Here is a 14,631-nt window from a genome sequence, read left to right as displayed (position 1 = left end):
AGGATTACGAAATGCAAACGCAAAACATCAAAAAAATCGTTCTGGCTTACTCCGGTGGTCTTGATACGTCAGCCATCATTCCATGGCTGAAAGAGAACTACGGCGGCTGTGAAGTGGTCGCTTTCGTGGCAGACATCGGTCAGGAGCGTGGCGATCTGGAAGGTGTGGAGAAGAAAGCGCTGCAGTCTGGCGCATCTGAATGTCACGTGGTTGACCTGCGTGAAGAGTTCATCAGCGACTACGTTTATCCGGTGCTGCAGACCGGTGCGCTGTATGAAGGCACCTATCTGCTGGGCACCTCAATGGCGCGTCCTATCATCGCTAAAGCCCAGGTTGAGCTGGCGCTGAAAGTGGGCGCGGATGCGCTGTGTCATGGCGCAACCGGTAAAGGGAATGACCAGGTGCGTTTCGAAACTACCTACACCGCGCTGGCACCGCAGCTGAAAGTGGTGGCACCGTGGCGTGAATGGAACCTGCGTTCACGTGAAGCACTGCTGGACTACCTGAAAGAGCGCAACATTCCGACCACTGCGTCGCTGGAAAAAATCTACAGTCGTGACGAAAATGCCTGGCACATCTCCACCGAAGGCGGCGTGCTGGAAAGCCCGGCCAATGCACCGAATAAAGATTGCTGGGTCTGGACTGTCGATCCGCTGGAAGCCCCTGACCAGCCTGAAGAGGTGACCGTGACCGTTGAGAAAGGTCGGGTTGTGGCGGTTAACGGTGAAAAACTGAGTCCGTTCCAGTGTCTGGAAAAACTCAACGTGCTGGGCGCAAAACATGGCGTTGGCCGTATCGATATCGTTGAAAACCGTCTGGTGGGCATTAAATCCCGTGGCTGCTACGAAACCCCGGGCGGCACCATCATGGTGAATGCACTGCGTGCGGTTGAACAGCTGGTACTGGATCGCGATAGCTTCAAATGGCGTGAGCAGCTGGGCCACGAGATGTCTTACGTGGTTTATGACGGCCGCTGGTTCGCCCCGCTGCGTAAGTCGATTCAGGCTGCTGCCGAATCGCTGGCGGAAGAGGTTAACGGTGAAGTGATGCTGCAGCTTTACAAAGGTCAGGCGACAGCCACCCAGAAGCGTTCCGCGAACAGCCTTTACTCAGAAGAGTTCGCTACCTTTGGTGAAGATGAAGTCTACGATCACCGTCACGCGGGCGGCTTTATCCGTCTGTTCTCGCTCTCTTCACGCATTCGCGCCCTGAACGAGCAGAAGAAGTAATTTTCAGGCGGGGTGCGCCTCGCCTCACCGTTTTAATTCAGAGGCGGCATTTATGCCGCCTCTTGTTTAACGATTCAGAGGAGTTTTCACATGGCACTTTGGGGTGGACGGTTTACTCAGGCAGCGGATCAGCGTTTTAAACAGTTCAATGACTCGCTGCGCTTCGATTACCGCCTGGCAGAGCAGGACATTATTGGCTCTGTTGCCTGGTCCAAAGCGCTGGTGACGGTCAACGTTCTGACTCAGGATGAGCAGCAGCAGCTGGAAGCCGCGCTGAATGCGTTACTGGATGACGTGCGTGAGAATCCTGAGCAGATCCTGCAGAGCGACGCCGAAGATATCCACAGCTGGGTTGAAGGCAAGCTGATCGACAAAGTCGGTGCGCTGGGCAAAAAACTGCACACCGGTCGTAGCCGTAACGATCAGGTCGCGACCGATCTGAAACTGTGGTGCAAGGTGCAGATTGAGGCGTTACTGGGTGCGACCCGCGAACTGCAGCAGGCGCTTGTGGTGACGGCAGAAGCGAATCAGGATGCGGTGATGCCGGGCTACACCCACCTGCAACGCGCGCAGCCGGTGACGTTTGCGCACTGGTGTCTGGCCTACGTTGAAATGCTGGCGCGTGACGAGAGCCGACTGCAGGATACCCTGAAGCGGCTTGATGTCAGCCCGCTGGGCTGTGGCGCTCTGGCTGGTACCGCTTACGAGATCGATCGCCAGCAGCTGGCTGGCTGGCTGGGCTTTGCTTCTGCCACACGTAACAGTCTGGATACCGTATCAGATCGCGATCACGTGCTGGAGCTGCTCTCTGATGCGGCCATTGGCATGGTGCATCTGTCGCGCTTTGCTGAAGATATGATCTTCTTCAATACCGGCGAAGCGGGCTTTATTGAGCTGTCAGATAAAGTCACCTCTGGCTCCTCGCTGATGCCGCAGAAGAAAAACCCGGATGCGCTGGAGCTGATTCGCGGCAAGTGTGGTCGGGTGCAGGGCGCACTGACCGGCATGATGATGACGCTGAAAGGTCTGCCGCTGGCCTACAACAAAGATATGCAGGAAGACAAAGAGGGGCTGTTTGACGCGCTCGACACCTGGCTCGACTGTCTGCATATGTCCGAACTGGTGCTGGATGGCCTGCAGGTTAAACGTCCGCGCTGCCAGGAAGCCGCTGAACAGGGTTACGCAAACTCCACCGAACTGGCTGACTATCTGGTCGCTAAAGGCGTGCCGTTCCGTGAAGCACACCATATCGTCGGAGAAGTGGTGGTGGCTGCCATCGGGCAGGGCGTGGCGCTGGAAGCGCTGTCGCTTGCGCAGTTGCAGCAATTCAGTACGGTAATTGGCGAGGATGTTTATCCGATCCTGGCGCTGCAATCCTGTCTGGATAAGCGTAATGCGCAGGGCGGTGTTTCGCCGCAGCAGGTTGCGCGTGCCATTGGTGACGCAAAGCAACGTCTGGCGTGATTGAGAAGCGGGCAGAGTTAATGCTTTGCCCGTTATTTTAATGTCAGGTAAAAGGCATGACTTTTGCGAAATTATTAACAGCTGTGTGCGCTGATTATTCAACCGCACTAAAATTTTGGGCGAAAACCAACATCAGTTGCTATTACCGGTAGTCTTTATTTTTTTGAAAAAAAATTAATCCGTGCCAAACTTTTCCCGATAATCATTCAGTAACAGCCCTGTCGCCTCGTAACCTATCGTAATGCTGGATACCATGCCCAATATGCCGCCCATTATTGCGGGGACAATAAGACCAACCAGTTGAGATATAGCGCCAAATATGATGCCACCTGCGCCACCCCATTTTCCACCAATCGCCATGCCAGTAGATGCCCCATCTAAGGTATTACTCAGCACCTGATCCATATAAGCCCAGGTTTCAGTATTAATAACGGACGCACCACTGACATATTGAAATTCATTGATCGATAATGCTCTCATGCACGATACCTTTTTATTTTTCAATAGGAAACAAAAAAGGGCGAAGAAATAAATTAATCAGACCCGGCTTCGCCCTGAAGAGTTAACAGGCGCGCGGATTAGCCGATCGTGCCGCCGTGATCAACGTTACCTGGACCGAAAGTGGAACGATAATCTGCAAGCAGGCTTTGCACTGAAGCGGTATCGGTGGCAGCGCCGATAACTAAGCCTGCGACACCACCCATGATGGTTGGAATAATCAGACCAAAAAGCTGTGATATACCACCAACGATGAAGCCACCTGCACCACCCCATTTACCCCCAATTGCCATACCTGTTGCTGCGCCATCTACCATGCCGATAACTGCACCTTGCAGGTCAGCACCACTCACTGCATTTGTTTCTTCATAAGACAAAGTACGCATAATTATATCCCTCAAAAAGTTATTTCTAAATAGAATAGGGTTTATGTCTGAACATATAAAGTTGTCCGACGAAGTCAAAAATAACCGAATGATGGATGGTGGTATATAGCATAATTTCCATTTTACGCACTGGCGGTATTTTATCTTTATTTTGGTGGTTTTTAGTCTGAATAAGTGAAAATTATATTCACTGTGCGTATTTTTACATGAGTTGCAGTGTGGTAATTTTAGTGAGTCAACTTTATTTATATTATTTCGTGGGTGAGGTTTTTTCTAAAGGGAATTTCCCAGAGATTTGGGTACGAGTAAGTTGCGGGTTCTTACCTATTATCTGGCATTATTATGGAGCATCCAGTTAATCTGACTATTTCCCGTGTGATAATTGCGGGATCTGAAAAAGTGCATGTCAGCTGCTAAGCAGGTAAAAAAAGCGGGCACATTAAATGCCCGCCAACCTCTAGCTTCAGAATTACTACTTTTTTTATAGGCACATCATCAAAGCGCCTGCTCTCCCGGCCGACGCTCAGATTCTTTATGCTGACAGCAGGTAGTGTTGCAGCTCCTCACTGCCGCCAATATGACGACCACCCATGAAGATCTGCGGCACCGTCGCCCGGCCTGAAACGGCACGCAGACTCACGGTTGTCGCATCCTGCCCCAGCACAATCTCTTCGTACTGGATACCATGATCCATCAGCATCTGTTTTGCCTGAGTGCAGAAGGTGCAGCCAGGTTTAGTAAAGATGGAGACCGACTCCTGGGCTTTACACTCCGGCGCCAGATAGCGCAGCATGGTGTCAGCATCGGAGACCTCAAACGGGTCGCCAGGTTTGTTCGGCTCGACAAACATTTTCTCTACCACGCCGTTACGCACCAGCATCGAGTAGCGCCATGACCGCGGACCAAAACCGAGATCGGCTTTCTCAACCAGCATCTCCATGCCACGCGTGAACTCGCCGTTGCCATCAGGAATAAAAGTAATGTTGTCTGCGCGCTGTTCGGCTTTCCAGGCGTTCATCACAAAGGTGTCATTCACCGAGACGCACAGAATGCTGTCCACGCCCTGTTGGGCAAACAGACCCGCTAATTCGTTATAACGCGGCAGATGGCTGGAGGAGCAGGTCGGTGTAAATGCACCCGGCAGTGAAAAAACGATTACCGTTTTGTCTTTAAACAACGCTTCTGTGGTGACATCTACCCAGCGATCGCCCTGACGCGTGTGAAAAGTGACTGATGGAATCGCTTTACCTTCCTGACTTGCAAACATTTTTTGCTCCTGACCTGCCGTGTTCCATTTGATGCGCGCATTATTCCTAACCACCCTTGATAGGGCCAATCGTTCATTGCTATTCTATCTATCGCCACGGGCTATCGTGGTTTGGAGGGTAACAATGAATATTCGTGATCTTGAATATCTGGTTTCGCTTGCTGAACACCGTCATTTCCGCCGTGCCGCGGATGCGTGTCATGTCAGTCAGCCAACATTAAGCGGGCAGATCCGTAAGCTGGAAGATGAGCTGGGTGTGATGCTGCTGGAGCGCACCAGCCGTAAAGTGCTGTTCACACAGGCAGGTCTGCTGCTGGTAGATCAGGCGCGAACGGTGCTGCGTGAAGTGAAAGTGCTGAAAGAGATGGCCAGTCAGCAAGGGGAAGCGATGTCAGGTCCGCTGCATATCGGCCTCATCCCGACCACTGCGCCTTACTTATTGCCACAGATTATCCCGACGCTGCACCAGACATTCCCGAAACTGGAGATGTACCTGCACGAAGCGCAGACGCAGCAGCTGCTGTCTCAGCTCGACAGCGGCAAGCTGGACTGCGCGATTATCGCGCTGGTCAAAGAGAGTCAGGCCTTTATCGAAGTGCCGCTGTTTGATGAGCCGATGAAGCTGGCCGTCTATGCCGATCATCCGTGGTGCGATCGCGATCGCGTACCGATGTCCGATCTGGCTGGCGAAAAGTTGCTGATGCTGGAAGACGGGCACTGTCTGCGTGACCAGGCGATGGGTTTCTGCTTTGAGGCGGGTGCGGATGAAGATACCCACTTCCGCGCGACCAGTCTTGAGACGCTGCGTAATATGGTGGCGGCTGGCAGCGGAATTACGCTGTTACCAGCGCTGGCAGTCCCGCCGGAACGCGTCCGCGATGGCGTCTGCTATCTTCCCTGCTACAAACCGGTGCCACAGCGTACGATTGCGCTGGTCTATCGTCCGGGGTCACCTCTGCGCAGCCGTTATGAACAGCTGGCAGAGGCGATTAAAACCCACATGGCCCACTATTTCGACGCTACGTTAAAACAGGCGGTTTAAGCCGTTTAACGCGGCAACGCGATAAGCTTCAGCCATGGTCGGATAGTTAAAGGTGGTATTCACGAAGTACTCAATCGTGTTGCCACCATTTTTCTGCTCCATGATCGCCTGACCGATGTGAATAATCTCGGCGGCACGCTCACCAAAACAGTGGATCCCCAGAATCTCTTTCGTTTCGCGATGGAACAGAATCTTCAGGCTGCCCACGTTCATGCCGACGATCTGCGCACGCGCCAGATGTTTGAACTGCGCGCGACCCACTTCGTAAGGCACCTTCATCGCCGTCAACTGCTGCTCGGTTTTACCTACAGAGCTGATTTCCGGAATGGTGTAGATGCCGGTCGGGATATCTTCAATCAGGTGCGCGGATGCTTCTCCTTTGATAATTGCCTGCGCGGCAATACGGCCCTGATCGTAGGCGGCAGAGGCCAGGCTTGGATAGCCAATCACGTCACCCACGGCATAGATGTGCGGCTGAGCCGTCTGATACATGCTGTTCACTTTCAGCAGGCCACGACCATCCGCTTCCAGACCGACATTTTCCAGCGACAGTGAATCGGTGTTACCGGTACGGCCGTTGGCGTAAAGCAGGCAGTCTGCTTTCACTTTCTTGCCGGACTTCAGATGCATGATCACGCCATCTTCCACGCCTTCGATCTTCTCAAACTCCTCGTTGTGACGAATGACTACGCCGCTGTTCCAGAAGTGATAAGAGAGGGAGTCAGACATCTCCTGATCGAGAAACGCTAGCAGGCGATCGCGGGTGTTAATCAGGTCAACTTTGACGTTCAGGCCACGGAAAATGGACGCATATTCACAGCCAATTACACCCGCACCATAAATAATGACGTGGCCCGGTTCATGGTGCAGGTTGAGGATAGAGTCAGAGTCATAAACGCGGGGATGGGTAAAGTCGACATCGTCAGGATGATAAGGTCGTGAACCGCAGGCAATAACAAACTTCTCTGCCGTCAGCGTCTCACGCGTGCCATCGGGTTGCTCAATTTCAATGGTATTGGCATCAACAAAATGCGCATCACCCTGATAAAGTTCACAGCGGTTACGCTCGTAGAAGCCCTGACGCATGGCTGTCTGCTGGCTGATCACATTTTCAGTGTGATTGAGAATGTCGGCGAAAGAGGAGCGAAGCAGTCGGGTATGGTCGCTGTAGAGCGGGTTCTGGTTGAATTCAATAATGCGACTGACGGCGTGGCGAAGGGCTTTAGAAGGGATGGTGCCCCAGTGCGTACAACCGCCACCGATGTTGTGGTAGCGTTCGATCACGGCGATGCGCGCTCCCTGTTTTACCAGCCCCATCGCCGCCCCTTCACCGCCGGGCCCTGAGCCAATCACAATGGCATCGTAATCGTAAGACTTTTGCATACCGATACGTCCTATTATTTATACATTTTTACAACGAGATTCTAACATCTCGTCGCGCACTTCTGAATTCTATCAGCGATTTTCATCACATTTTGACAAAGAGTGAGGTTCACAGGCGGTGACAAAGATTGCCAATCTGTACGCTGAAAATTTTGTTATAGTGCCCACTCAATACCGCTAAAGGCAGAGAGCATGGGCGTCAGAGCGCAACAAAAAGAACGTACACGACGTACACTGATTGAAGCAGCTTTCAGTCAGCTCAGCGCCGAACGCAGTTTTACCAGTCTGAGTTTGCGGGAAGTTGCCCGTGAAGCGGGAATAGCACCTACCTCTTTTTATCGTCATTTTAAGGATGTTGATGAGCTTGGTCTGACGATGGTGGATGAAAGCGGGCTGATGCTGCGACAGCTGATGCGTCAGGCGCGCCAGCGTATCGCCAAAGGTGGCAGCATCATTAAAACGTCGGTGGCGACCTTTATGGAGTTCATCGGCAACAACCCCAACGCTTTTCGCCTGTTACTGCGTGAACGTTCCGGTACCTCTGCCGCTTTTCGTGCCGCCGTGGCGCGTGAAATTCAGCACTTCATTGCTGAACTGGCCGATTATCTTGAGGTCGAAAATCGCATGCCGCGTAGTTTTACCGAAGCGCAGGCTGAAGCGATGGTGACCATTGTTTTCAGCGCCGGTGCAGAAGCACTGGATGTTGATGCTGAGCAGCGACGTAAGCTTGAGGATCGGCTGGTGCTGCAGCTGCGTATGATCGCCAAAGGCGCTTATTACTGGTATCGCCGTGAGCAGGAACGACTGGCGGTTACCCTGGAAAAACCCGAAGAGCAATGAGTAAGGATCCGTCCATGACCCACCCAGGTATCCGCGATAAAAGCACTCTGGCACTGGCTTTTATTACCGGCTTAGCGATTAACGGCTCGTTTTCTGTGCTGTTCAGCGCTTTTGTTCCCTTTTCGATTTTTCCGCTGATTGCGCTGGGTCTGGCGGCCTGGTGTCTGCATCAGCGTTATCTCAACACCAACATGCCGGACGGCATGCCAGGTCTGGCGGCGGCGTTTTTCCTGCTGGGGATTCTGGTGTATAGCGCGCTGGTGCGGGCGGAATACCCGGACATTGGCTCCAACTTTGTCCCTACCGTTCTGATGGTTGCGCTGGTGTTCTGGATTGCGACGCGATTTAAGCGCAAGCGTAATCAGTAGGGATATCATCAGGAATATATGAAAACGGGAACCTCAGGGTTCCCGTTTTTGTTTACGCTTTACGCGTCAGCAGAACGCCGCATTCCATATGGTGGGTATAGGGGAATTGATCAAACAGCGCCAGCCGCGTTACCTCATGCGTTTCTGACAGCGTCTGCAGATTGTCGCTCAGGGTTTGCGGATTGCAGGAGATGTAAAGGATGCGCGGATAGGCCTGCACCATTTTCACCGTCTCTTCATCCAGGCCGCTGCGCGGCGGATCGACAAAAATCGTCTCGCATTCGTAGCTGGTCAGGTCAATCCCTTCCAGACGATTAAAGCTGCGTACGCCATTCATCGCCTGCGTAAACTCTTCCGCTGCCATGCGAATGATCTGCACGTTATCAATCTGGTTCACGGCAATGTTGTATTGCGCCGACGCAACAGAGGGTTTAGCGATTTCTGTCGCCAGCACGCGGCGGAAATTACGCGCCAGCGCCAGCGAGAAGTTACCATTGCCGCAATAAAGCTCCAGCAGGTCGCCCTGTGAATCCTGCGTCACATCCAGCGCCCACTCCAGCATCTGAATATTCATCGCCGCATTAGGCTGGGTAAAACTGTTCTCGACCTGACGATAGATAATCTCACGACCCGCCACGGGCAGACATTCGTCTACAAAGTCGCGATCCAGACAGATTTTGGTTTTGGTCGCACGGCCAATCAGCTGCACATCCAGCCCTTCCGCGCGCAGCTGGTCACGCAGCGCAGCAGCTGCCTGCTGCCACTCATCATCCAGCTTGCGGTGATAGAGCAAGGAAATCACAATCTGATTGCTCATGGTCGACAGATAATCGATCTGGAACAGTTTATGACGCAGAGTGCGGTTATCACGGATCGCGGCGATCATCTTTGGCATCAGCTGGTTGATCAACTGGCTGGCCGCCGGGAACTGATCAACACGGATCCGCTCGCGAGTCTGCTGATCAAAGATGATGTGATAGATATCATCGCCGTCGTGCCACAGGCGAAATTCAGCGCGCATCCGATAGTGGCTGACCGGCGAACGGAACACCTCCACGTCGGGCGCAGCAAACGGCGTCATCATCGTCTCTAAACGACTGACTTTTTCCGCCAGCTGTGCGTCATACTCTTCAATGGGGAGATGTTCGGGTGTCATGAGCAATCCTGATTAATAGCTTACCAGCGGGCGATTGTAGGCATTCACTTGCTGATGTCCAGTCCTGCAGCGAGAAGATATTTAGCAGTCTGGACTTCCGTATCTCCACTCCGTAGACTGCAAGCGCCGGCCTCAAGCCCGAGTTACCAGGGAATCCAGTGTGAATCTGGAGCTGACGCGCAGCGGTAAGGAATGTCGTGATGTGTGCAAGTGCAGACACTGTCCTGCGGGATGGGAAGTCATCATCACTTATGGTTCCCAGCCCGAAGACCTGCCGGTGTAACGTCGCTACTCGTTCAATCATCGCGTTCTATTGATTGTCGGCCCGCGGCATCCTGCTTCGTCTTATGGATGCGATTAAAAATGACTAAAAAAACTGCATCGCTGTTCGCGCTGAGCGCAACGGCGATTTCCCTCTGGACGCAAAACGGTTTTGCGCAGGGAAATGATGATACGCAAATCGTTACCGCCAACCGTTTTGCTGAACCCGTTTCAGGTGTGCTGGCACCGACCACCGTTGTCACGCGTGATGAGATTGATCGCTGGCAGGCCAAAAGCCTGACGGATGTGATGCGGCGTCTGCCGGGTGTCGATGTCGCACAGAATGGTGGACTGGGGCAGCAAAGTTCACTGTTTATCCGGGGAACCGAGTCCCGACATGTGCTGATCCTGATTGATGGTATCCGGCTTAATCAGGCGGGTATCAGCGGTTCGTCTGACCTCAGCCAGATCCCTCTGTCGCTGGTGCAGCGCATCGAATATGTTCGCGGCGCGCGGTCTGCGGTTTACGGTTCTGATGCGATTGGCGGCGTGGTGAATATCATTACAGGTCGATCGCAACCGGGCACCACGCTGACGGCGGGCATGGGGTCCAATGGTTATCAGATATACGATGGCTCCACCCAGCAGAAACTGAGTGATGCGACAAAGCTGACCCTGGCTGGCAACTACACCTATACCAAAGAGTATGACGTGGTGGCGGGCTATCCCAATGACTATGGTCCGGCGCAGCACGATCGCGACGGCTTCATGAGCAAAACCCTGTATGGCAACCTTGAGCATCAGTTCAGCGATGAACTCAGCGGTTTTGTGCGCGGCTATGGGTTTGATAACCGTACCGCCTACGACGGGTCATACACTTATGATGACAGCTTCACTAATATCATCGGTCTGGCGGATACCCGTCAGCTCTACAGCCAGACCTGGGACACCGGGTTACGCTTCAACCGTGACATTTACTTTACCCAGCTCATCGCCAGTTACGGCCATACTAAAGACATTAACTACGATCCGCGCAATGGCCGCTATGGCGCTGCATCCACCTTTGATGATGTCATCCAGTACAACCTGCAGTGGGGCAACACGGTGCAGGTGGGGCAGGGCGCCGTCAGCGCCGGTGTTGACTGGCAGAAAGAGACGACTGAGCCGGGCACGAACTATCTGTCAGAGGGCTATGAGCAGCGTAACACCGGCCTTTACCTGACCGGCCAGCAGCAGGTTGGCAGCGTCACCCTTGAAGGTGCGATACGCGGTGACGACAACAATCAGTTCGGCTGGCATAACACCTGGCAGACGGCGGCGTCATGGGAGTTCATCTCTGGTTACCACGCATTCGCCTCTTATGGCACGGCTTTTAAAGCACCGAATCTGTCGCAGGTTTACAGTCCGTTTTATGGTAATCGCGACCTCGACCCGGAAAAAAGTAAGCAGTGGGAAGGCGGTTTTGAAGGCCTTAGCGGGCCGGTGAACTGGCGCGTGTCGGGCTATCGCAATGACATTGATAATCTGATTGAAGGCGATCCGCAGACCTTCCGCTACTACAACGTTGAGCAGGCGAGTATTAAAGGCGTTGAAGCCACCGCCGGATTTGATACCGGGCCGCTGACGCATCAGTTCTCTTATGATTATGTTGATGCGCGGGATGGCAGCACCGATCAGCCCCTCATTCGCCGGGCTAAGCAGCAGGTGAAGTATCAGCTCGACTGGACGCTGTATGAGTTTGACTGGTCCGTCACCTACCATTATCTGGGCGACCGTTATGATACCGACTTTAACAGCACGCCCAGCCGACGCGTGAACTTAGGGGGAGTGAGCCTGTGGGATCTCGCCGTCTCATATCCGGTCACTTCACAACTCACGGTTCGTGGTAGAATTGCCAACCTGTTCGATAAAGATTACGAGACAGTGTATGGCTATCAGACTCCAGGACGAGAGTATTACCTCAGCGGCAGCTACAACTTCTGATTTGCGCCCTACCGTGCTGGTGTTTGATTCCGGCGTCGGTGGGCTTTCTGTCTATGACGAGGTCCGTCAGCTACTGCCGGACCTGCATTATCTCTATGCCTTCGATAATGCGGGCTTCCCCTACGGTGAGAAAAGCGAGACCTTCATCGTGGAGCGGGTGGTCGCTATCGTTGAGGCTATTACGCAGCGCTACCCTCTCTCATTGGTCATCATCGCCTGTAATACGGCCAGCACAGTTTCATTACCCGCTTTACGTGAACGTTTTGCATTTCCTGTGGTGGGAGTGGTGCCGGCAATTAAACCGGCCGCGCGCCTGACGCGTAATGGCGTGGTGGGATTACTGGCAACGCGTGCTACGGTGCGCCGTCCTTATACCCATGAGCTGGTGTCGCAGTTTGCCGGTTCCTGCAACATTGAGATGCTGGGATCGGCAGAGCTGGTGGAACTTGCCGAAGCGAAGCTCCACGGTGCGGAGGTTGCACTGGATGAAGTGCGCCGTATTGTTCAGCCGTGGCTGAGGATGGCTGAGCCACCGGACACGGTCGTCTTAGGCTGTACGCATTTTCCTTTACTGCGCGAAGAGCTGCAGCAGGTGTTGCCTGAAGGAACGCGTCTGATTGATTCCGGTGCGGCAATCGCCCGACGTACCGTCTGGCTGCTGGAGCATGAAGCGCCTCAAATACATTCATCGCAACAGAACGTCGCATTCTGTACTGAGTTGGATGGTGAAGCGGTTCAATTATCACCCATTTTACAGCGTTACGGCTTCCCATTGCTGGAAAAACTGGCGCTTTAGCGGCTTTTAGCTGAAAAAATCAGCACTCGGAATTTTATTTGAAATTAGCACTTGTCAGCCTCCGAGAACTCCCTATAATGCGCCTCCACTGACACGGCACAACGGCTTACGAAGCGCCGGGTTGAGTAGGTTCGAAATCATACGAACCAGTGAGTTAAGCGAAAATAAATGCTTGACTGACAATGCGGAAAGCGTAATATACGCAGCCCGCGCCGCAGTAAATCGCGGCATGCTCTTTAACAATTTATCAGACAATCTGTGTGGGCACTCGCAGGATTGATATCAGCGTCTCCGGACGTAAAAAATATCAAGTCTCACGAGTGAACACATAATGAAATTCATTATGACGTTTTACAGATGAGCACCGCTTAACTTGTTTAAGCAAATCAAACTTAAATTGAAGAGTTTGATCATGGCTCAGATTGAACGCTGGCGGCAGGCCTAACACATGCAAGTCGGACGGTAGCACAGAGAGCTTGCTCTCGGGTGACGAGTGGCGGACGGGTGAGTAATGTCTGGGGATCTGCCCGATAGAGGGGGATAACCACTGGAAACGGTGGCTAATACCGCATAACGTCGCAAGACCAAAGAGGGGGACCTTCGGGCCTCTCACTATCGGATGAACCCAGATGGGATTAGCTAGTAGGCGGGGTAATGGCCCACCTAGGCGACGATCCCTAGCTGGTCTGAGAGGATGACCAGCCACACTGGAACTGAGACACGGTCCAGACTCCTACGGGAGGCAGCAGTGGGGAATATTGCACAATGGGCGCAAGCCTGATGCAGCCATGCCGCGTGTATGAAGAAGGCCTTCGGGTTGTAAAGTACTTTCAGCGGGGAGGAAGGCGATGCGGTTAATAACCGCACCGATTGACGTTACCCGCAGAAGAAGCACCGGCTAACTCCGTGCCAGCAGCCGCGGTAATACGGAGGGTGCAAGCGTTAATCGGAATTACTGGGCGTAAAGCGCACGCAGGCGGTCTGTTAAGTCAGATGTGAAATCCCCGGGCTTAACCTGGGAACTGCATTTGAAACTGGCAGGCTTGAGTCTTGTAGAGGGGGGTAGAATTCCAGGTGTAGCGGTGAAATGCGTAGAGATCTGGAGGAATACCGGTGGCGAAGGCGGCCCCCTGGACAAAGACTGACGCTCAGGTGCGAAAGCGTGGGGAGCAAACAGGATTAGATACCCTGGTAGTCCACGCCGTAAACGATGTCGACTTGGAGGTTGTTCCCTTGAGGAGTGGCTTCCGGAGCTAACGCGTTAAGTCGACCGCCTGGGGAGTACGGCCGCAAGGTTAAAACTCAAATGAATTGACGGGGGCCCGCACAAGCGGTGGAGCATGTGGTTTAATTCGATGCAACGCGAAGAACCTTACCTACTCTTGACATCCACGGAATTCGGCAGAGATGCCTTAGTGCCTTCGGGAACCGTGAGACAGGTGCTGCATGGCTGTCGTCAGCTCGTGTTGTGAAATGTTGGGTTAAGTCCCGCAACGAGCGCAACCCTTATCCTTTGTTGCCAGCGATTCGGTCGGGAACTCAAAGGAGACTGCCGGTGATAAACCGGAGGAAGGTGGGGATGACGTCAAGTCATCATGGCCCTTACGAGTAGGGCTACACACGTGCTACAATGGCGCATACAAAGAGAAGCGACCTCGCGAGAGCAAGCGGACCTCACAAAGTGCGTCGTAGTCCGGATCGGAGTCTGCAACTCGACTCCGTGAAGTCGGAATCGCTAGTAATCGTGGATCAGAATGCCACGGTGAATACGTTCCCGGGCCTTGTACACACCGCCCGTCACACCATGGGAGTGGGTTGCAAAAGAAGTAGGTAGCTTAACCTTCGGGAGGGCGCTTACCACTTTGTGATTCATGACTGGGGTGAAGTCGTAACAAGGTAACCGTAGGGGAACCTGCGGTTGGATCACCTCCTTACCTGAAGATACCTTCCCGCGCAGT

General features: G+C 53.3%; 12 protein-coding genes, 1 rRNA gene and 1 riboswitch. Of the genes, 8 read left to right on the top strand and 5 right to left on the bottom strand.

Translation table 11 applies throughout. From position 1 onward, the window contains the following. Window positions 1-11: 11 nt before the first annotated feature. Together FA92_RS17175 and argH are read left to right on the top strand one after the other, a co-directional pair. On the top strand, window positions 12-1,229 hold the full coding sequence (locus FA92_RS17175; protein WP_033784275.1) for an argininosuccinate synthase: 1,218 nt from the start codon (window positions 12-14) through the stop codon (window positions 1,227-1,229). 90 nt (window positions 1,230-1,319) lie between these two features. Then, a complete protein-coding gene (argH, locus tag FA92_RS17170) occupies window positions 1,320-2,693 on the top strand; it encodes an argininosuccinate lyase (protein ID WP_033784274.1) in 1,374 nt (457 codons plus the stop codon). Window positions 2,694-2,867: 174 nt separating this feature from the next. Here argH and FA92_RS17165 read toward each other — a convergent pair whose 3' ends face one another. The 3 genes from FA92_RS17165 to FA92_RS17155 all read right to left on the bottom strand — a co-directional run bounded on the left by FA92_RS17165 (window position 2,868) and on the right by FA92_RS17155 (window position 4,844). Beyond that, on the bottom strand, window positions 2,868-3,173 hold the full coding sequence (locus tag FA92_RS17165) for a hypothetical protein (RefSeq protein ID WP_049788880.1): 306 nt from the start codon (window positions 3,171-3,173) through the stop codon (window positions 2,868-2,870). A gap of 98 nt (window positions 3,174-3,271) precedes the next feature. Beyond that, window positions 3,272-3,577 carry a hypothetical protein gene (locus FA92_RS17160; RefSeq protein WP_013359453.1) on the bottom strand — a complete coding sequence of 102 codons (306 nt, stop codon included), beginning with the start codon at window positions 3,575-3,577 and terminating at the stop codon, window positions 3,272-3,274. Between the two features lie 532 nt (window positions 3,578-4,109). Then, a complete protein-coding gene (locus tag FA92_RS17155; protein WP_033734438.1) occupies window positions 4,110-4,844 on the bottom strand; it encodes a glutathione peroxidase in 735 nt (244 codons plus the stop codon). A gap of 124 nt (window positions 4,845-4,968) precedes the next feature. Between FA92_RS17155 and oxyR the strand changes: the two genes are divergently transcribed. Then, window positions 4,969-5,886 (top strand): DNA-binding transcriptional regulator OxyR, encoded by a 918-nt coding sequence (gene oxyR / locus FA92_RS17150; RefSeq protein WP_013359451.1) that lies wholly within the window; start codon window positions 4,969-4,971, stop codon window positions 5,884-5,886. Here oxyR and sthA read toward each other — a convergent pair. After that, window positions 5,869-7,269 carry a Si-specific NAD(P)(+) transhydrogenase gene (sthA, locus tag FA92_RS17145; protein ID WP_013359450.1) on the bottom strand — a complete coding sequence of 467 codons (1,401 nt, stop codon included), beginning with the start codon at window positions 7,267-7,269 and terminating at the stop codon, window positions 5,869-5,871. The two genes, oxyR and sthA, sit on opposite strands and share 18 nt — an antisense overlap. Before the next feature lie 192 nt (window positions 7,270-7,461). Here sthA and fabR point away from each other — a divergent pair, with 192 nt between their 5' ends. Then, window positions 7,462-8,109, top strand: a complete 648-nt coding sequence (gene fabR / locus FA92_RS17140) for an HTH-type transcriptional repressor FabR (RefSeq protein ID WP_013359449.1) — start codon at window positions 7,462-7,464, stop codon at window positions 8,107-8,109. A gap of 14 nt (window positions 8,110-8,123) precedes the next feature. After that, the gene (locus FA92_RS17135) at window positions 8,124-8,477 is read left to right on the top strand and encodes a YijD family membrane protein (RefSeq protein WP_013359448.1); all 354 of its coding nucleotides are present in this window, start codon (window positions 8,124-8,126) and stop codon (window positions 8,475-8,477) included. A gap of 52 nt (window positions 8,478-8,529) precedes the next feature. Here FA92_RS17135 and trmA read toward each other — a convergent pair whose 3' ends face one another. Continuing rightward, a complete protein-coding gene (gene trmA, locus FA92_RS17130; RefSeq protein WP_033784273.1) occupies window positions 8,530-9,633 on the bottom strand; it encodes a tRNA (uridine(54)-C5)-methyltransferase TrmA in 1,104 nt (367 codons plus the stop codon). 110 nt (window positions 9,634-9,743) lie between these two features. Next, a riboswitch (cobalamin riboswitch) is annotated at window positions 9,744-9,927 on the top strand. A 69-nt stretch (window positions 9,928-9,996) separates the two neighbouring features. On the opposite strand from trmA, the gene btuB reads away from it, so the two are divergent. The 3 genes from btuB (at window position 9,997) to FA92_RS17115 (ending at window position 14,607) form a co-directional block, all read left to right on the top strand. Then, a complete protein-coding gene (gene btuB / locus FA92_RS17125) occupies window positions 9,997-11,877 on the top strand; it encodes a TonB-dependent vitamin B12 receptor BtuB (RefSeq protein WP_033784272.1) in 1,881 nt (626 codons plus the stop codon). Beyond that, a complete protein-coding gene (gene murI, locus FA92_RS17120; RefSeq protein WP_033784271.1) occupies window positions 11,822-12,673 on the top strand; it encodes a glutamate racemase in 852 nt (283 codons plus the stop codon). The genes btuB and murI overlap by 56 nt, the downstream gene beginning before the upstream one ends. Window positions 12,674-13,067: 394 nt before the next feature. Then, a 16S ribosomal RNA gene (locus tag FA92_RS17115) occupies window positions 13,068-14,607 on the top strand. Window positions 14,608-14,631: the final 24 nt, after the last annotated feature.

It is taken from the genome of Pantoea sp. 9140 (assembly GCF_000745295.1).
In the GTDB taxonomy this organism is placed as follows: domain Bacteria; phylum Pseudomonadota; class Gammaproteobacteria; order Enterobacterales; family Enterobacteriaceae; genus Pantoea; species Pantoea vagans.
The sequence above is the reverse complement of the archived record's forward strand: the minus strand, read 5'-3'. Positions and strand labels throughout refer to the sequence as shown.